General features: G+C 59.7%; 16 protein-coding genes and 2 tRNA genes. 11 read left to right on the top strand and 7 right to left on the bottom strand.

From position 1 onward, the window contains the following. The first annotated feature begins 56 nt into the window (after positions 1–56). The 5 genes from NKH71_RS20380 to NKH71_RS20400 all read left to right on the top strand — a co-directional run bounded on the left by NKH71_RS20380 (position 57) and on the right by NKH71_RS20400 (position 5,855). Positions 57–1,532 carry a tyrosinase family protein gene (locus NKH71_RS20380; protein ID WP_352789648.1) on the top strand — a complete coding sequence of 492 codons (1,476 nt, stop codon included), beginning with the start codon at positions 57–59 and terminating at the stop codon, positions 1,530–1,532. A 51-nt stretch (positions 1,533–1,583) separates the two neighbouring features. Next, positions 1,584–2,153 carry a hypothetical protein gene (locus NKH71_RS20385; protein WP_352789645.1) on the top strand — a complete coding sequence of 190 codons (570 nt, stop codon included), beginning with the start codon at positions 1,584–1,586 and terminating at the stop codon, positions 2,151–2,153. A gap of 322 nt (positions 2,154–2,475) precedes the next feature. Continuing rightward, a complete protein-coding gene (locus NKH71_RS20390) occupies positions 2,476–2,844 on the top strand; it encodes an acyl-homoserine-lactone synthase (RefSeq protein ID WP_352895303.1) in 369 nt (122 codons plus the stop codon). Positions 2,845–3,097: 253 nt separating this feature from the next. Beyond that, complete coding sequence (locus NKH71_RS20395) at positions 3,098–5,356, top strand: multicopper oxidase domain-containing protein (RefSeq protein WP_352789640.1); 2,259 nt, start codon at positions 3,098–3,100, stop codon at positions 5,354–5,356. 28 nt (positions 5,357–5,384) lie between these two features. Next, the gene (locus NKH71_RS20400) at positions 5,385–5,855 is read left to right on the top strand and encodes a hypothetical protein (protein WP_352789637.1); all 471 of its coding nucleotides are present in this window, start codon (positions 5,385–5,387) and stop codon (positions 5,853–5,855) included. 164 nt (positions 5,856–6,019) lie between these two features. Here NKH71_RS20400 and NKH71_RS20405 read toward each other — a convergent pair. Beyond that, positions 6,020–6,093: transfer RNA gene (locus NKH71_RS20405), tRNA-Gln, on the bottom strand. Positions 6,094–6,540: 447 nt separating this feature from the next. On the opposite strand from NKH71_RS20405, the gene NKH71_RS20410 reads away from it, so the two are divergent. After that, a complete protein-coding gene (locus tag NKH71_RS20410; RefSeq protein WP_352789634.1) occupies positions 6,541–6,972 on the top strand; it encodes a YybH family protein in 432 nt (143 codons plus the stop codon). A gap of 320 nt (positions 6,973–7,292) precedes the next feature. On the opposite strand, the gene NKH71_RS20415 is transcribed toward NKH71_RS20410, so the two are convergent. From NKH71_RS20415 to NKH71_RS20425, 3 genes are all read right to left on the bottom strand, one after another. Further along, complete coding sequence (locus NKH71_RS20415; RefSeq protein ID WP_352501487.1) at positions 7,293–7,922, bottom strand: hypothetical protein; 630 nt, start codon at positions 7,920–7,922, stop codon at positions 7,293–7,295. A gap of 113 nt (positions 7,923–8,035) precedes the next feature. Continuing rightward, positions 8,036–8,109, bottom strand: a tRNA-Gln gene (locus tag NKH71_RS20420). Positions 8,110–8,228: 119 nt separating this feature from the next. Beyond that, positions 8,229–9,161, bottom strand: a complete 933-nt coding sequence (locus NKH71_RS20425) for a putative bifunctional lysylphosphatidylglycerol flippase/synthetase (RefSeq protein WP_352789688.1) — start codon at positions 9,159–9,161, stop codon at positions 8,229–8,231. 291 nt (positions 9,162–9,452) lie between these two features. On the opposite strand from NKH71_RS20425, the gene NKH71_RS20430 reads away from it, so the two are divergent. Both NKH71_RS20430 and NKH71_RS20435 read left to right on the top strand, forming a co-directional pair. Then, positions 9,453–10,859, top strand: a complete 1,407-nt coding sequence (locus NKH71_RS20430) for a Ppx/GppA phosphatase family protein (RefSeq protein ID WP_352789631.1) — start codon at positions 9,453–9,455, stop codon at positions 10,857–10,859. Then, positions 10,856–11,566, top strand: coding sequence for an RlmE family RNA methyltransferase (locus tag NKH71_RS20435; RefSeq protein ID WP_023717236.1), 711 nt, complete (start codon positions 10,856–10,858; stop codon positions 11,564–11,566). Before NKH71_RS20430 ends, NKH71_RS20435 begins: the two co-directional genes overlap by 4 nt. Before the next feature lie 211 nt (positions 11,567–11,777). On the opposite strand, the gene NKH71_RS20440 is transcribed toward NKH71_RS20435, so the two are convergent. Beyond that, positions 11,778–13,199, bottom strand: a complete 1,422-nt coding sequence (locus NKH71_RS20440; RefSeq protein ID WP_023717237.1) for an MFS transporter — start codon at positions 13,197–13,199, stop codon at positions 11,778–11,780. Between the two features lie 296 nt (positions 13,200–13,495). Here NKH71_RS20440 and guaB point away from each other — a divergent pair, with 296 nt between their 5' ends. The 3 genes from guaB to NKH71_RS20455 are packed head-to-tail and all read left to right on the top strand — an operon-like array spanning position 13,496 to position 16,017. After that, positions 13,496–14,998, top strand: a complete 1,503-nt coding sequence (guaB, locus tag NKH71_RS20445; protein ID WP_023717238.1) for an IMP dehydrogenase — start codon at positions 13,496–13,498, stop codon at positions 14,996–14,998. A 31-nt stretch (positions 14,999–15,029) separates the two neighbouring features. Then, positions 15,030–15,569, top strand: coding sequence for a hypothetical protein (locus tag NKH71_RS20450; RefSeq protein WP_352587946.1), 540 nt, complete (start codon positions 15,030–15,032; stop codon positions 15,567–15,569). A 28-nt stretch (positions 15,570–15,597) separates the two neighbouring features. Further along, entirely contained in the window at positions 15,598–16,017 is a 420-nt protein-coding gene (locus NKH71_RS20455; protein WP_352587814.1) for an MAPEG family protein, read from the top strand. Between the two features lie 12 nt (positions 16,018–16,029). Here NKH71_RS20455 and rnd read toward each other — a convergent pair whose 3' ends face one another. Both rnd and NKH71_RS20465 read right to left on the bottom strand, forming a co-directional pair. Then, positions 16,030–17,181, bottom strand: a complete 1,152-nt coding sequence (gene rnd, locus NKH71_RS20460; protein WP_023717241.1) for a ribonuclease D — start codon at positions 17,179–17,181, stop codon at positions 16,030–16,032. A gap of 56 nt (positions 17,182–17,237) precedes the next feature. Beyond that, positions 17,238–18,500 carry an MFS transporter gene (locus NKH71_RS20465; RefSeq protein ID WP_352789625.1) on the bottom strand — a complete coding sequence of 421 codons (1,263 nt, stop codon included), beginning with the start codon at positions 18,498–18,500 and terminating at the stop codon, positions 17,238–17,240. Between the last annotated feature and the right edge of the window lie 139 nt (positions 18,501–18,639).

Below are 18,639 nucleotides of genomic sequence, written 5' to 3' on the forward strand. Positions count from 1 at the left end.
GAATTGTCCTGCCACGCAATATTCTATCGAATACTTGGCGTCAAAGGTGGAGAAAAATGATGATCACACGTCGCAACTTGTTAGCGGCCGCCGCTATGAGCGTGGCTGCGCCTGCCATCCTTCGTCACCGTGCGGCTTGGTCGGCAGCGCCGCGCGTTCGCCGCAATGCATCCACTATGGCGGCCAGCGATCCTTTCTTTTCCGATTACGCGCAAGCCCTTGAGGCTATGCACGGCCTGCCCACCAGCGACCAGCGAAACTGGAGAAATCAAGCTTTGATCCATATACGTCACTGTACCCATCAGGTGGTCGATTTCACTCATTGGCACCGTTGGTACCTTTCGTTCTTTGAGCAGATTTGCGGCAAGTTGATCGGTAAGCCCGATTTTGCGTTGGCCTATTGGGACTGGCAGGAAAGCAACAGCAAAGTCCCCGATTCGTTCTTCGACGTCACCCAATTGGATGTCGCACATTGGGGAGACCTATCGAACGAACAATCAGACAATTGGGGGCCGGACACAGTAACCACTATTGGTACTCGTGGGATCGCAAGGGACCAGACGATGGTTTCGATTCCCAGGTTCTCAAATTCTTTTAAGAAAAATACGCTCGATAGTATTCGAACCCAGACCGAGTTTGAGATATTCACCGGCCTTCTCGAAAGACAGCCGCATAACAATACTCATGTTGCGGTCGGGTCGTTCAATAATGCGAAAGGACATATGGGTGACGGCATGTCACCGCTAGACCCAGTGTTCTGGCTACATCATTGCAATGTTGATCGCTTTTGGGCTGAATGGCAGGCGGCTGGCAATGTATCTTCCGACCCAAGTAGCTCGTACACCGACAGCTTCTTCGATTCGGAAGGCAAGCCGGTCACCGATGCTACATCGACCGGGGCGATTTCACTTGGATCGTTCGACTACGTCTATGACACACTAGAACCTTCGGTCATCGCCGATATTTCGGCGAAACTCGAGCTGCATAACTTCGACGCTGGCGGCGGTTCGCTATTTTCAAAGTTAGACTTGACGTCCCCAACGCCTATCGGAAAAGGCGCTTCAGGGGGGGCGGCGAGGGTGAACATCGAAAAGGCAGTTACCGTCGAAGTATCGGACCTCATCAAGACGCTTTCGGGTGTTCGTGTTTTCCGGGCGCCAGAGGCAATGGGCGTACCGCTAAAGGCCGTAGAACCAAGCCGGATTATAGCGCGCATAGAAGGCGTTGTGGCTCCTCACAATCGAGATGTTGTGGTGGGCGTATTTGTAAATTGTCCGTACTTGTCTCCAGAAACGCCGTCGGACGATTTGCATTGCGCGGGGGTCTTCAGCTTCTTCGGCCCAGGCGGAGCTCATGCTGCGCACGGCGAAAACGTATACATAGACCTTTCAGAAACCATTCGAACGCTAGCAGGTCAGGGCCGGCTCGCCGGTAATGGCTTCAAGGCTCAGCTAATGGTTGTTCCGGTTGCCGGTGACGTGCCGGCAGACACCAATGTTGACTTCGGCGGGATTACAATCCTGTCGGCTTGATCGCAATTCGGTCGGGATTGTACATTTTTGTCGTAAGCGCCATGATGGCGCGTGGACAAACTCGAGGCGTGTGTGAACTCCAAGGTTACCGAGCGCTTTCCTGGTATCGCGGCTCTTATCACGAGTGCGGTTCTGTTAATGTCTATTGAAACTGACGCGGCCAGCAACCCACTCGCGGCCGTTGGTCCGGGTTGTCGAGCCGCTGTGACAGACAGTAACTTATCGAGACCGAACGTCGCCACGGCGCGCCACGCCGTGGTCTTTCCGCTTGAACATATCGATGCCAATATCTTAACCTCTAGGACAATCATTATAAAGATCACGCTATGTCCGCTTAAGGTCGATCCTCGGGAAAGCTTGTTGATTCAAGCAGGGCTATCCGATGTAAAACTCCCAATTGCTGGGATGACCGTGGATATAGTTCCGCCGAACGCAGCCGGATCAGCCTTCTTCAAACCTTTGCGCGTGGGGGAAACAACCGAGGTGTATCTTTCATTGGCAGATGGGTGGCGCTCCGTCACCCCACCTTACGCCGCCATCGTTGCTGTTGTCCGGTCAGACGGGAATGAGGCTCCAATCGAGTCAGCGATCGAGATTTTGACAGTCGACTTGTTGCCTTAAATCAGACCGCATGCATATGGAACTTATGTATAGAACCGCAATAAGTGTAGGGGTGTTGGTGCAGAGAAGGCATATGCCGCAATGAGAACTCTTTTCCATTCGTCGCCTGGAATTGAGATAATCAGAGTTTCTTCGCGATCGGCATTTGTCTGTTTAAGACTTAAGTTCATCCAAATGCGGCCCTGTTCCTCACGCAAGCGGTCGTCGAGGCGGTGCGCCGGCGCCTGATCCATCCCTAATCGCGTCAACTGTCCCATCGGACAGGTGACGTATATTAGCGCGACTGCGAGTATCCCTTTGAGAACGACCGGGGATCGCGCCAATGATAACGGCCCACGTAGTCAATGCGCATAACAAGCATCTCTACGAAAACGAATTCGACGAGTTTCTGCGCCGGCGGCACGACTTCTTCGTGCACCAGAAACATTGGCGCCCTCCGAGCCCGGACGGTCGCGAGCTAGACCAATTCGATATCGACGCGGCGACTTACCTGCTCGGTATCGAAGATGGTCGCGTGGTGACCTCGGCTCGATTGATCCCAACGAGCGAGCCGCATATGGTCTCGGAGGTTTTTTCTCATATGTGCGAAAAATCGGGCGTCCCGAGGCGTCCCAACTGGGCCGAATGGACGCGCACCTGCCGACGCGCCGGACGGGCCGAAATCGCGATTTGCCATTTCGGATACGCTTAAGCTGGTGCTCCTTCCTGCGCGCGAAGAAGTATTGAAAGAGTTTCTTCAGCGATTTTCGAGCGGTACCTCCCAGTGAGCGCATCAGGCGGATTTGATGCCTTCGGCAAGGATGCGTAGAGGGCGCTCTGGTCGTCGATGATAGATGTCGACCTCTACCCAGATGTCCCTGCTGGTGCGGACCCAGAAGCAGCGCGAAATGAAGGAATAAACGGCCTGCACTGTCGTAACGAACGCCAATGGGAAGATACCCAAGATGATGAAAGAATCAAAGCGGAGGTTGATCGGAAGGGCTTTAGGCTTGGGCATTGGCACAGGTTTGATTTTGCGAGCTGCGGTAGCCGCCGACCACTCGTCCGAACTCGTGCAGCCACCAATTTGCTCAGTGGCGACGGCGGGTCAGCCGGCACTCAACGGCAAATGTTTCGCCAAAACTCTGGCCGATGGCCACAACGAGGTGAAGGTGAATCTCACGGCTGAGACCTATGAGATCGAGGTCGGCGGCTATAAGGTCATCACTGAAAATTACAACGGCAACTACCTGACACCGGTCATCGAGGCTATGCCAGGCGACACTGTCGCTGCGCATCTCGAAAACCTACTTGACCCTCGTGCGCATGACGGAATGGCACACGAAGACGCGGACGAAAACCCGACCAACCTTCACTATTTTCATGGTGGAATTGTATCGCCCAACAATACGAGGCCTAACCCTGCAGAATTGGGAAACGGCGACAACGTCTACGTCCATTTGAAGGCCGGTCGAGACGCCGAGGGAAGCCCAAACAGCTTCGACCTCGTTGTCCCAATACCAGGTGAGGGGAAGCTCGATGCGCGAGTCCTGGAAGGTAAGGGATATATTCCTCACCCCTCAGGTCTTGGCTGGTACCACTCTCACATGCACGGAATTTCATCCGACCAAGTCATGGGCGGCATGTCGGGCTTGCTTTCGGTCGGCGAAGCCACTGCCAACGTGAAGGCAGGCTGCCGGACGGATCTTCTTAATCCTTCCAAATGCCTGAACGACGTGGCCAAGGACACGACCGATCTGAGGCGTGAGACGAATGTCCGATACGCTCTCCTTCGGGACATTCCACTGCAGAAAATCAGCAAGCTTCCAGAGGAAGCCGATGGTAACGCGACGGCTGAATGGGCGCCCGCTGAACGCGATTTTCCACCGACGAAGGCCCCGGGTACCAAGTGCGGAGTTTGGAAGAAGGGCAAACTGGATACGGATGACTTGTCAATTCGAACCGGCTTCTGTCAACTCGACCAAAACTCGGCTTGGCTATTCACCCTGAACGGGCAACGTTTTCCAACGGTTACGTTGGAAGGAGGGAAAAACCTTCTGCTTCGATTGGGTAATCTCAGCGCGAATGTGGGCTACTGGCTTGAGCTGCGCAACGAGGCCGACGGAACGGTTTTGCCACTGACAATACTGGGTCTCGATGGTGTGGTCCCAGCAAGACCTGTCCTGCCTGAACAGAAAGAGAAACCTATCGAAGCAAATAATTATGGTAACCTATTGTTGATGCCTGCTTCTCGCGCCGAGATCTACATCCGGAATGACGAGAAATCGCATGATAAGCCTCAAAATTACATTCTTAGTACGCGGGGACTAGATGCGGGAACAGACAAGTGGCCCGCGATCCAGCTTGCAAGGATTGTGTTAGAGCCGAACACCGCTGCAAGTCCTATTAGAGTTGCATTGAACGCTTCCGTCGAGGCTTTCCCAAATCTCATTCAGGTCCAGCCGCCTGTTGCCGAACGAGCGGAGCTACCGGATGGCTGCGTCCGGGATTTGGATCCGACCTTCCACGAATACCGCCGGGTGACCTTCATTCCCGGGGGGGAGACATCTACCGGTATGAAAACGGATTGGAGCATTCTAACGCAAATCGTGCGCCCCAAGGTCGGACCAAAATTGCAGGATGAGGCGAACTACGAGCCCGATGATCCCAGCAAAACGACTGTAGGTTATGATCTGCAAAAGAAAGCTGAAATAGCTGTTCCGTTTGAAGATTATGTGAAAGCGGATGGAACCGTTGATTGGAAAAAGAGGCATGTCTGCATCTTCATAGATCACGGAAGTCATGATGGGAGTCACAAACAATTGTGGGTGCTTAATAACGCAACAGCCACCTTACACAATTTTCACATTCATCAGATTAAATTTCGATTGGCAGCGCGAAAAGAACTTGTAGATATTTATCACATTGAGCCGCCGACGCCATCGGATACCTGCGGAGAAAAAACGCTTGAAGAATGTATGCAGCCTAATATCAAATTCTATGAGGAAAAGGAGACTGATCCTGCCGATCCCGGCGCGACACCTCTCTGGCATGATACCATTCCTCTGCCGGCCTTCAGCACGGTTTTTATCATGATGAGCTTCGATGCCACGCAGCAGATCGGAAGGTTTGTTTTTCACTGCCATATCCTCAAGCACGAGGACGGCGGGCTGATGGCTCCCATTGAAGTGTGGGAGCCAACGGTGGGAGCAATGGCGCAATAGCAAAGCTTCGAACAAGGGAGGAAGTGAAATGAGAACGTCTGTGGCAAGTTCTTTAGTTTTTGGCCTGGCATTGGGCGCGATTGTCGTAACTGGGGGTGCAAGCTTTGCAGCTGATACCCATGTTGTTGCGACTAAGAAAGTTGCGTGGACCTACAACGGACAGGCTTCGACGACGACCACACCACTCATCGTCGATGATCTCAAGATAGGAGATATCGTCGAAATCCAGATTGACGGGCCAATCCCCCACGGATTCCTCACAATAAGAACTAAGGATGGAACTTCCACCGAGGCTAAGGATCTTGTCTGGGCCTGCGGTCAAGGTGAAGGATCAAACGCGGTTCTCCATGAAACAGATTGCGGGGCTGCGAGTCAATTCGGCGTTCAATTCAAGGGGAAAATGCGGCTGGAGGTACTGAACGGCTTTACGGACCCAGTCGATTTTTGGTGCGTGATACACCGTGCTGGTATGCGGGGAACGTTGAAGCTAAAGCAATAATTTTGGATCTATCTACTTCGTTCATACGATCAGCCGTCGGAGCGCCAGAGCCGATTTAAAGAGCTGTTTTTTCCCCGGGGGCCGTAGCCGTTCCCTAATTGTGCTCAAACACTGCGGACGAAGCGCAAAGCTTTTTTGGAAATCATTGATTCTTCGCAATCAAGTGGCTGGGGAACCTGGATTCGGACCAGGACTAACGGAGTCAGAGTCCGTGGGTCTACCGTTAACCTATTCCCCAGCAGGCGCGGCTGTTGAAAACCACGCGGCAGGGCGACGATGTCGCCGCGCGTGCCTTGTAGCCGCCGGGATTACGGTGACAGTGCACCATTTTCTTTTCGCCGCCTGCCTCGTTTTCCCGGTTTCACGGCTTTGCCGATTTGCCCGGCGATGCTCGGCCCACGGGTGCGTCGAAAACCGCGACGTCGGCGACGCGGCAATCCTCGATGAGCAGTTCTCGTGGAACACATAGTCTCCGGACGTGAAAACACTTTGGCTCGCCCGCACGGTGCTGGGGATGCGGCAGATCGGGAACGCCGGCAAGGTGCACCATGCGGCGGGGCGACATTGTAAAAAGTGCACTCACCGCAATTCTGATCTATACTCCGGATACCAGCCCGAACGCCTAGGCGAAGGGCTGATGAAGCGCTTGATAGAGTTCTCTTTGTAGTCATGTGGCGATGTTAAGATGTTAGCCTCGGACCTGACGAAATTTATCGAGCAGGATCATCTGGCTCTGGACGCCTTCGTAAAGGGCGATCCTGAGCCCTTGAAAAACCTCTACTCGCGACAGGACGACGTCATTATTGCCAATCCCTTTGGCCCGCCGGCGAAGGGATGGAGAAAGGCCGCTGAGACCATGGAACGGGCCGCCACCAATTACCGGCACGGCAAGGCCGTCGGCTTTGAGCGCATCTCGGAGTATGCGACAGCCGACTTGGGATACATCATCGAGGTCGAGCGGTTCCAATCCAAGGTCGGCGGTGGCAACAAACTGGTGCCGATTGCGCTTCGAGTCACTACCATATTCCGGCGCGAGGAAGGCACGTGGAGGATCGTCCTTCGTCATGCCGATGCGATAACCTCGGCACGCCCGCCGACGTCCATTGTCGGGGAGTAGAAGGGTTGCCCGAGAGGTTTTAGGAATTACGGTGACGGTGCACCATTTCTTTCGCCGCGTGCCTCGTTTTCCGGGTTCTCACGGCTTTGCCGATTTGCCCGGCGATACTCTCGGCCCACGGGTGTATCGAAAAACCGCGACATCGGCGACGCGGCAATATTCTATGAGCAGTTCTTGTGGAACACATAGTCTTCGGACGTGAAAACACTTTGGCTCGCCCGTACGGTGCTGGGGGATGCGGCAGACCGGGAACGCGGGCAAGGCTTCGTTGATCAGCGGTATTCCGGGGAACAGATGCAAGCGAGCGCATCTATTTTCCTTCAAACGCCGTTACGAACCCGTTCCGAATTGGTCAGGGCTTCGCCGAGGCGGCCCACCGCTTGTTTCAGTGCCTTTTCCGCGGAATCGGTTAGCGATTTAGCGCCGCCCTCGCAGAGGACACCTGCATCGCCTTGTGCATTTCCCTGACCTTCCACAGTTGAACCGAGCAATCGACCTTTTCGACCGTCAACAGTTATCGAAGCAACCAAGTCAACATCGGTTTCTATGCCGGCAGACCAAAAACCTGGTACAACCCGCAGTCGGGCATTCATCTCTTCGCCTTTGACCATAATCATCCCACGGCTCTTACGCTCCGCGAGGCCAGCGGCATCGACTGGCTGATCCACGATCTCGAGTTCTGTGACGAGGGATTCCAGCGTCTTGCGGACAGATCCGGAGAAACCGCTTCGCATATCGATCGGGTAACTGTGAGCGGCGCAATTTAGATCCGAAGGCTTGATCGATCTATTTAGCGCGGCGGAGTCTATAAACAGCAGATATTTTCCAGGGAGCTTTTCGCCGTAGCTCGAATAAACGTTATAAGCGGCGATTGGCATTGGCTCGGCTTTATATTGACAGCCGGCAAGCGCAAATGCAGCCGCAAAAACGGCCAACTTTCTATATTTCATCCCCAGCCCTCCCCAGGCAAAGGGAAGCATCGCGCAAGATCACCGCAGACGCAAGCATCGCCCTACACAAGTGTCGGGCAAAATCGTGTCTATGTTATTGAAAGGGAATCAACTGGCTGGGGAACCTGGATTCGAACCAGGACTAACGGAGTCAGAGTCCGTGGGTCTACCGTTAACCTATTCCCCAGCAGGCGCGGTTGGAGAAAACCGCGTGGGCAGGGCGGCGATGTCGCCGCGCGTGCCTTGTAGCCGCCGCCGGAAAATAGTCAACCCTGTGTCTGGGTTCAATCGTCGGCTTCCGGCGCTTCAACTCTCGCTGCGGCTGTATTGCGAGTGCTCGAAGAACAGCACCACGCCCAGCGCGATCAGCAGCGGGATGATCAGGTAGAACAGCCGGAACACCAGCAGCGCCGCCAGCACGCCGACCTGGTCCATATGCGACAAGCCTGCCAGGAACACCACCTCGAACACCCCGAGCCCGCCCGGCGCATGCGAGATCTGCGCGATCGAGAACGACACCAGGAACACGCCGAGCACGATGAAATAGCCGGGATTGCCGGTGGCGGGCAGGGCGAAGAAGATGATCGCCGCCGCCGCCAGCAGCTCGATCGGGCCGACCAGCAATTGCCGCGCCACGATCGGCAGCGCCGGGTAATGCAGCTGAAAGCTGCCGATCCTGAGCGGCCTCAGATGCAGCCAGCTGCCGAAGACATAGGCCGCCACTACGAGCAGCATGGCGAGCCCTGCTGCTTGCGACAGCCGGTGATGCGGTATGCCGGAAAAACGGTCGATCACCTCGGGCTCGAGCAGCAGGACGATGCCTGAGACGAACAGCGTCGACAGCACGAAGGTGATCCAGCAGATCGCCACCAGAACGCCGACATCCTGGCCGGTCAGGCCCCTGGTGCCGTAGGCGCGGTAGCGGATCACCGCACCGGAAAATACCGAGCCGCCGATATTGTGCGACAGCGCGTAAGTGGTGAACGAGCAGAAGGTGACGAACAGCCACGAGACTTTCTTGCCGATGTGCAGCAGCGCGATGTGGTCGTAGCCGGCGAGCGAGGCATAGGCGATGACCGAGCTCAGCGCCGCCAGCACCCAGCCGCGAGCCGGGATGGCGACGATGCCGTCCCAGACGTCGTCGAGCGAGATGCCGCGCAATTCGTGCAGCAAGAGCCACAGCGAGAACACCACCGCGGCGATGCCGATGACGGGCCAGAAATAGCGGCTCCAGTTCATTGCCTGATGATCATGCGTTGCAGCCCGTACCCGTTTTTCGGTTCGCAGCAGGAAAACCGCCCGCGCTCCCGAATGGTTCATTTCAGAAATGCCTCATTGAAGCCGGCTATTCAACCGTGAAGGCGCGCCATCATCGGGCCGAGGGCACGGGCGAGACAATGCCGCCGGCAAAATTCGCCACGAGCACTCTTGGTGATCCGGCCCGGCGCTGATAGTCTGGCGGCAACTTGAACATGTAAATGCGCCTGCTGCGTCCGGTCTCCGGTTCGCGCGGCGCCGGAAGGAACCACAGTGGAAGACCACGAAGCCGGCGCTGGTGCGCCGGAAGTGGGCGTGTCCAGGGGTTCGCCGACGCCGTCCGGCCAGGCAAGCCCATCCACCGGACGCTACGGCCGTCAGGTGCAGCCCCGGTCCGGCAATGGACAGGGTGGCGACACGTCCCAGCACCAAAAGGGCCAGGACCAAAAAGGCCCGCATCAGAACGGCAAACCCAAGAAGCGGCGCAAGCGCCGGCGCGGGCGCAAGGTTTTCGCACGCGACGAGGCTCGTCCGCTGGCGACCGGCGCTTCGGTGTCTGCCGCCAACGAGACCCCGGCCGCGCACCCGCCCCAGCCAGCGGCTTACGCGCCTCCGCCCTCAGCCCCGGCAACGTCGCCAAGGCCGGGGCAAGGTGCCCGCACGCCACCACCGCTGCAGGAGTTGCCGGTGTTTGCCGCGCTCGATCTCGGCACCAACAATTGCCGTCTGCTGGTCGCGGTGCCGACGCGTCATGGCCAGTTCCGCGTCATCGATGCCTTCTCGCGCATCGTCAGGCTGGGCGAAGGCCTTACCGCCAACGGCCGGCTCGGCGACGCTGCAATGGACCGCGCGGTCGAGGCGCTGAAGATCTGCGGTGACAAATTGCGCAACCGCAAGGTCAGGAAGGCCAGGCTGATCGCCACCGAGGCCTGCCGCACCGCCGCCAACGGCGTCGAGTTCCTCGAGCGCGTCGAGCGCGAGGCCGGCCTGAAGCTCGAGATCATCGACCGCCAGACCGAGGCGCGGCTGGCGGTGTCGGGCTGCGGCTCGCTGGTCGAGCGCGACACGCAAGGCGTCGTGCTGTTCGATATCGGCGGCGGCTCGTCCGAAATCGCGCTGATCGACCTCACCGGCCATCGCTCGCCAAGGCTTGCCAACCATATCGTCTCGTGGACCTCGCTGCCGGTCGGTGTCGTCTCGCTGGCCGAGCGTTTTGGCGGCCGCACGGTAACGCGCGAGATCTTTGGCGCCATGGTCGAGGATGTTGCAATGCGGCTGCGCGCCTTCGACGGGCGCGACCGGCTGAGCCACCTCCTCTCCAGCCCGAAATTCCATTTGCTAGGCACCTCGGGCACGGTGACGACGCTGGCCGGCGTCCATCTCGATCTTGAACGCTACGACCGCCGCCGCGTCGACGGGCTGTGGATGGACCGCGACAGCGTTGATCGCATGGTCGAAAAGCTGGTCGGCTGGGATTTCCAGCAACGCGTCGCCAATCCTTGCATCGGCGCCGACCGCGCCGACCTGGTTCTGGCCGGCTGCGCCATATTGGAGGCGATACGTGCCGTCTGGCCGTCGGAGCGGCTGCGTGTCGCCGACCGCGGCCTGCGCGAGGGCATATTGAGCGAATTGATGGCCGATGACGGCGTCTGGCGAAACAGTGGGCGTGGCCGGCAATGACGAAGAAACCGGAAAAGCCGAGTTCGGCCAGCATTCGCGTGCTGAAGACGAAGATCAAGAAGAAAAGCGGCTTGAAGGAATCGTCGCGCCGCTGGTTGCAGCGCCATATCAACGATCCGTATGTCCAGCGCTCGAAGGCCGACGGCTATCGCTCGCGCGCGGCCTACAAGCTGATCGAGATCGACGACAAGCACCATTTGCTCAAGCCAGGCATGAAGGTGATCGACCTTGGTGCGGCACCCGGCGGCTGGTGCCAGGTCGCCGCCGCACGTACGAAATCTACCGCGGAACACCCGAACGTCGTCGGCATCGACTATTTGGAGATGGACGCGGTGCCGGGCGCGCCGGTGCTGCTGATGGATTTCCTCGATCCTCAGGCGCCGCAGAAGCTGGCCGAGGCGCTGGGCGGCCAGCCCGACATCGTGCTCTCCGACATGGCCGCACCCACCACCGGCCACAAGCGGACCGACCACATCCGCACCATGCATCTTTGCGAGGTGGCGGCCGATTTCGCGCTGTCGGTACTGAAGCCGGGCGGCCACTTCCTCGCCAAGACCTTTCAGGGCGGCGCCGAAAACGAATTGCTGGCGAGGCTGAAGCGGAATTTCCGCTCGGTCCATCACGTCAAGCCGCCGGCCTCGCGCGATGAGTCGGTGGAGCTGTATTTGTTGGCGAAGGATTTTAAAGGCGGAAACGGCGCGGCGTGAAAATCGCTCTGTAGCGATCCTTCGCGCCCCCCTCTGTCCTGCCGGACATCTCCCCCACGAGGGGGGAGATTGGCAGCTTCGGCGCGCTGTCTAATCCTGCAACGTTGAATATTGGCGAAAGCCGATGTCACGTCCGATCTCCCCCCACGTGGGGGAGATGTCCGGCAGGACAGAGGGGGGCGCCTCCGGCGTCCGTAAGTACGAGCAAAGGTCAACTCCCCGGCGGGCTCACCGGCTCCAGCGTCTTCGGCGGTGTCAGTCGGCCATGTCCCGACACGGCATTGCCGGCGTCCGGCGCCAGCCGCATGAACGACAGCGAGGCTGCCGCCGACATCGCCGCTACGATGAAGAAGGCGGTGTGGAAGTCGCTCAGCGTCAGTGGGCCGCCATGGATCTTGGTCGACACTTCCAGGATGCCGCCGGCCAGCGCCACACCGAGCGCGATTGCCAACTGCTGGAACACCGCGGTGATCGGCGTCGCCTTGCTGGTGTCGGCTGCTGAAATCTCGGCATAGGCAAGCGCGTTGATGCCGGTGAAGAACATCGAACGGATGAAGCCCCCGGCGAGCAGCATGGCGAGGATCAGCCCATAGGGTGTGTCGGGTGTGAACAGGCCGTTGACGGCGATGGACGCGGCCGCGACGAGCGAGCCTGAAATCAGCACACGGCGGAACCCCGCGACCCTGAAGATCAGGGCAGTGACGAATTTCATGCCTATGGCGCCGATTGCCGAGACGAAGGTGATCATGCCGGACTGGAACGGCGTCAGCCCGAAACCGATCTGGAACATCAGCGGCAAAAGAAAAGGTACGGCACCAATGCCGATGCGGAACAGTCCGCCGCCGAGCACCGATGAGCGGAACACCCGATTGCGAAACAGCTCGAGCGCCAGCAGCGGATTCTTGGCGTGGCGCGCGTGCAGCAGATAAAGCACCGCCGATGCCAGCCCGACGGCAACGGTGATAAAGCCGGCAGCCGGCGGCAGGGCCGGCAGGCTGACCACCGACAGGCCGAACACAATGCCCGATGCCGCCAGCCCGCTCAGCACGAAACCAATGAAATCGAGCGGCGGCGTCTGCGCGGCGTCGGTCTTCGGCAGGAAACGCGTGGCCAGCCAGATCCCGATCAGCCCGATCGGTACATTGATCAGAAAAATCCAGTGCCAGGTGAAATAGGTTGTGATGAAGCCGCCGACCGGTGGACCGACCAGGGGGCCGACCAGAGCCGGGACGGTCAGCCACGACATGGCGGCGACGAGTTCGCTTTTCGGCGTGGCGCGTACCAGCACCAGGCGTCCGACCGGCGTCATCATGGCGCCGCCAATGCCTTGCAGGAAGCGTGAGACCACGAAAGCCGGCAACGAATTGGACATGGCGCAGGCGACCGAACCGATGATGAACACGGCGATCGCGGCGCGGAAGACATTCTTGGCGCCGAAGCGGTCGGCCATCCAGCCGCTGATCGGAATGAAGATCGCCAGGGATACCAGATAGGCGGTCAGCGCCAGCTTGAGCGCGATCGGGCTGGTGTGGATGTCGATGGCGATCGCCGGCAACGATGTCGCAATGACGGTCGAATCCATGTTTTCCATGAATAGAGCGACCGCCAGAATAAGCGGAATGGTGCGGTTCACGATGGATCCGGCCTTGAAATGTGCGTCGCTATTGCTTGCCGGCCTTGGGGCCAAACCGACACGTAGGGCGGTTATCACGCCTTGGCCCGGATGTCGCATTAATTTGCTGTCACGTTTGTGCGACCGCAAGTCGTGCGCAGCACCTGGGGCAAAATGCATCGTCGCCACTATACAACCATCGGCTTTTCAACGGCGACGGGACGTGTTACGAGCCAGCGCCAATCCTGAAAGGGAAGAAGACGAGTCGGCGCTGTCCATCCAGGGCGAGCGCCTTTCCTGCATTCCGAGGGCTGGCCATGGCAAAAATCATCGAGACGTCCACCGGCGCATTGGCGCTGACCTTTGACGACGTGCTGCTGCAGCCGGGTCATTCCGAGGTCATGCCTGGCGAGACCGACATCCGCACCCGCATCGCCAGCGACATCGACCTCAACGTGCCGATCCTGTCGGCCGCCATGGACACGGTCACCGAGGCGCGGCTTGCCATCGCCATGGCCCAGGCCGGCGGCATCGGCGTCATCCACCGCAATTTCTCGCCGGCCGAACAGGCCGAGCAGGTGCGGCAGGTGAAGAAATTCGAATCCGGCATGGTGGTCAACCCCGTCACCATCGGTCCCGAGGCGACGCTCGCCGATGCGCTGGGTCTGATGCGCACCTACAGCATTTCGGGCATTCCGGTGGTCGAGAACGGCGGCACCGGCGGCCACACGGTCGGCCGGCTGGTCGGCATCCTGACCAACCGCGACGTCCGCTTCGCCTCGGACCCGGCGCAGAAGGTCTATGAGCTGATGACCCGCGAGAACCTGATCACCGTCAAGGAGAACGTCGATCAGGACGAGGCCAAGCGGCTGCTCCATCAGCACCGCATCGAGAAGCTGGTTGTGGTCGATCGGGACGGCAATTGCGTCGGGCTGATCACGGTCAAGGACATCGAGAAGTCGCAGCTCAACCCGCACGCCACCAAGGATGCGCAGGGACGCTTGCGCGCCGCCGCCGCCACCAGCGTCGGCGATGATGGTTTCGAGCGGGCCGAGCGCCTCATCGACGCCGGCGTCGACCTTCTGGTGATCGACACCGCGCACGGTCATTCGCAGCGCGTCCTGGATGCGGTGACGCGGGCCAAGAAGCTTTCCAACTCGGTTCGCATCCTGGCCGGCAACGTCGCCACAGCGGAAGGCACGCTGGCGCTGATCGATGCCGGCGCCGACGCGGTCAAGGTCGGCATCGGGCCGGGCTCCATCTGCACCACCCGCATCGTCGCCGGCGTCGGCGTGCCGCAGCTCTCGGCGATCATGTCGGCGGTCGAGACGGCGCAGAAATCGGGCGTCTCGGTCATTGCCGATGGCGGCATCAAATATTCGGGCGATCTCGCCAAGGCGCTGGCCGCCGGCGCCAGCGCGGCGATGATCGGTTCGTTGCTGGCCGGCACCGACGAGAGCCCGGGCGAGGTCTATCTGCACCAGGGCCGCTCCTTCAAAGCCTATCGCGGCATGGGCTCGGTCGGTGCCATGGCACGCGGCTCCGCCGATCGCTACTTCCAGGCCGAGGTGCGCGACACGCTGAAACTGGTCCCGGAAGGCATCGAAGGGCAGGTGCCGTACAAAGGACCTGTGTCTGGCGTGCTGCACCAGCTTGCGGGCGGCCTGAAAGCCGCTATGGGTTATGTCGGTGGCCGCGACCTTGCCGATTTCCGCGAGCGCGCCACTTTTGTGCGGATATCCAATGCCGGACTTCGTGAAAGCCACGCCCATGACGTCACGATTACCCGCGAAAGCCCGAATTATCCTGGCGGAGCATGATCGCCATGCGCCTTGGCGCAATCTGGCGGCGATGATCCTGCGGCTGTCGCGCCACGCCGCCGCACTCTGTTTCGCCACCGTGGCGGTTTTCATCATCATGACGGCGATGGAGTTCCTCTATTTTCGCCAATTGAGCGGCGGACTTCCGTCGCTCGACATGCGCTATGCCGGTTTCACCCCGGATGAGGGCATGGCCTGGCTGACGGCGCTCGGCCGGCGTGGCAGCGAGATCATTCTCGTCTGGCATTACCTGACCTTCGACCTGCTGTTTCCGGCGCTGCTGTCGCTGACGATGGTCAGCCTGATCCTGGCAACGGGCCGGCGGCTGAAGAATTTCCGTGCACTGCCTGCGCAAACCCAGTCGATATTCGCAGCTGTGCTGGTGCTGCCCTACACGCTCGCCGACTATGCCCAGAACATCGCCGTGGCTCGTCTTTTGTCCGATTTCCTGTCTGCCAATCCGGATTCGCTATCCTTTGCCTCAGCGCTGATCGTCACCAAATTCGCGCTTCTGGCGGTGCCGGTGATCGTCATTGCGGCTTTCATTCTGATGGCTCAGAAACGGCCTTGAAGGCTGGGTGACAACGACAGGGGGCGTCTTGAACCAGACCGCGATCTTCTGGCCGATGCTGGCGCAGGTGCTGCTGGTCTATATCGTCTATGTCGTAATGGGCCGGCGCCGCCATGGTGCGGTCAGATCGGGCGAAGCCAAGACCGGCCAGTTCAAGACGCGCTCAACGGAGCCTGGTTCCAGCATCACCGTCGCCAACAATCTGAGCAACCAGTTCGAACTGCCGGTGCTTTTCTACGTCTTATGCCTGACGCTGCACGTGACCAATGGCGTCAATTATCTGACCTTGGCGCTGATGTGGATATTTGTCGTCTCACGCTATCTTCACGCATCGGTCCACTTGACCAGCAATCGGCTAATCCTGCGCAGCAGGGCATTCTACGTGGGCGCGGTCGTTCTCGCACTTGGCTGGATATGGCTGGCGCTGCATCTGCTCGGCTTTGTCTGAGCAAGCTCAAGCCTACAAATCGAACACGGCGATCTTGCGCTTGTCGAACCTGATCGCGAGTTCACCGCGCACCAGCCTGAGCGCGGCCTCGCCAAAGACGGCGCGCCGCCAGCCTTGCAATGCCGGCACATCGGCGTCCTCGCCCTCTGCAGCGATGCGATCGATGTCGTCACTGGAGGCGAGTACCTTCGATGCGACACCTTCCTTTTCGGCAACGATCCGCAGCAGCACCTTCAGCAACTCCGCCGCGGCGCTCGACCCCTCCGGCGGCTGGAAGCTCTTCGGCAGCTTCGGCATCTCTTCCCTGGGCAGCGCCAGGGCAGCGTTGACTGCGCCAAGCAGTGCCGTCGCCGTCGACGAGCGCTCCCAGCCCTTCGGCGTGGTACGCAGCTTGCTCAGCGCCGCCGTATCGCGCGGCGCCTGCTGCGCTACTTCGTAGATCGCATCGTCCTTGAGCACCCGGCCGCGGGGCACGTCGCGCTCGCGCGCTTCGCGTTCGCGCCAGGCGGCCACCGCCTGCACGATCGCCAGTTCCTGTGGCTTGCGCAGCCGCATCTTGAGCCGCTTCCAGGCATCCTCGGGATGCGGATCGTAGGTCTCGCGCGAGGTCAGCACGTCCATCTCCTCGTTCAGCCAGTGGGCGCGGTTTTCCCGCACCAACTCGGCGCTGAGGTGCTTGTAGACTTCGATCAGATGGGTGACGTCGGCGAGCGCGTAGTCGAGCTGCTTTTCGGACAGCGGACGATGGCGCCAGTCGGTGAAACGCGACGACTTGTCGAGCCGCGCGCCGGTGATGCGCTGCACCAGCTGGTCGTAGGAGACGCTGTCGCCGAAGCCGCAGACCATCGCCGCGACCTGGGTGTCGAACACCGGATGCGGCACCAGATCGCCGAGATGCACAATGATTTCAATGTCCTGCCGCGCCGCATGGAAGACTTTGACGATCGCCTCGTTGGCCATCAGCCTGAAGAACGGTTTCAGGTCGATGTCGGGCGACAGCGGATCGATCAGCGCCGTCACGCCGGGCGCTGCCATCTGGATCAGGCACAGGATCGGCCAGAAGGTCGTCTCGCGAATGAATTCGGTATCGACGGTGACGAATTCCGCCTTTTCGAAAGCGGCAATAACGGTCTCGAGTTCGTTCTGGGTGGTGATGACGTGCATCAAATCGCTTTTGGCAAGGATAGGGTCTCTTTCAATTTCAGCCGCGCGCGCTTTCGTCAAGCGCAAGCACCTTTATCGGGCTTTGCGGGTTCATCGGGATCGGCATTCCGCTTCGCCAACCGGGCAAAAACCGTCGATGTGCGCAACAGCGCCGTAAAACGGCTGCGATGGCTCGCCGGCACAGCAGAGCGCGCCCGCATCCGGAAAAGGATGACCGTCACGAAGATCGCATAGACGGTGGCGCTGAACACGAACAGCGCGCTCGGCCCGAAATATTGCATCACCGTCGAGGCTGCGAAGGGGCCGCCAATGGCGCCGAAGGAATAAAACAGCATCAAGGCTGCGTTGATCAGCACAAACTCGCCCTTGTCGGCGCGGTCGTTGGAATGCGCCGCCGACAACGAATAGAGCGGCATGGCAAAGCAGCCGAAGATAAAGACGAGCAGGAAGTTGAGGAACGGGCTGCCGCCTGCCACGAACGCCAGCGCCAGTGCCGCCACCATCGCACAGCACGTCGTCATCAGCAGCACCGAGCGCCGGTCCCAGCGGTCGGAGAGATAGCCAAGCGGATATTGGATGATGGCGCCGCCGAAAATGCCGACGCTGACGAAGGTGACGACGTCGGCGACCGACATGCCGATCTGCTCGGCATAGACCGGCGACAGGGTGCGGAAGGCGCTGTTGGTCACGCCGACGGCGATGCAGCCGAAGCAGCCAAGCGGCGAGATGCGCCAGACGCGTGCTAAATCGAGTTTGACGTCTTCCGGCGGCGTCGGGTTGGAGCGGTCGCCGAGCGAAACCGGCACCAGCGACACGGTGATCATCATCGACATGATGGCGAAGATGGCAAAGCCGCCAGCGCCGAAGATCGGGATCAGGAATTGGGCGCCCGTCACCGAACCGATGTCGACCATGCGGTAAATGGCAAGCACCCGCGCCCGGTCGGTGTTGGTGACGCCGGAATTCAGCCAGGCTTCCATGATGGTGAACAGGCCGGCAAAGCAGAACCCGCCGGCAAAGCGCACGGCGCACCACATCACCGGATCGATGACCAGCACCAGCAGCAGCGTTCCCGCCGAGGCGATCGCCGCCAGCGCGGAAAAGGCGCGCACATGGCCGACGGACTTCATGATGCGGGTGACGGCAAGGCAGCCGAGCAAAAAGCCGGCGAAATAGAACGTGCCCATCAGGCCGATAGAGGAAGCGGGAAAACCCTCCTGCGCACCACGCAGCGCAATCAAAGTGCTCTGCAGGCCGTTGCCGCCGAGCAGGATGCCGGCGGCGATCAGGAGCGGGATCAGCGGGCGGATGGAGGACATGAAGGAAAGCCTGTCGTTGATCCTTCTTGAACCATCGCCTTCGCCAATGCCAGCGGCAATTCCCGGAGGCGTTGGGGCCAGCCGGGGGCTGCCGCTTCGCGCCGGACGTTCCGTGTTGGGAACTCAAGGCGTATCTTTG

It is taken from the genome of Mesorhizobium sp. M0983 (assembly GCF_040318975.1).
GTDB lineage: Bacteria > Pseudomonadota > Alphaproteobacteria > Rhizobiales > Rhizobiaceae > Mesorhizobium.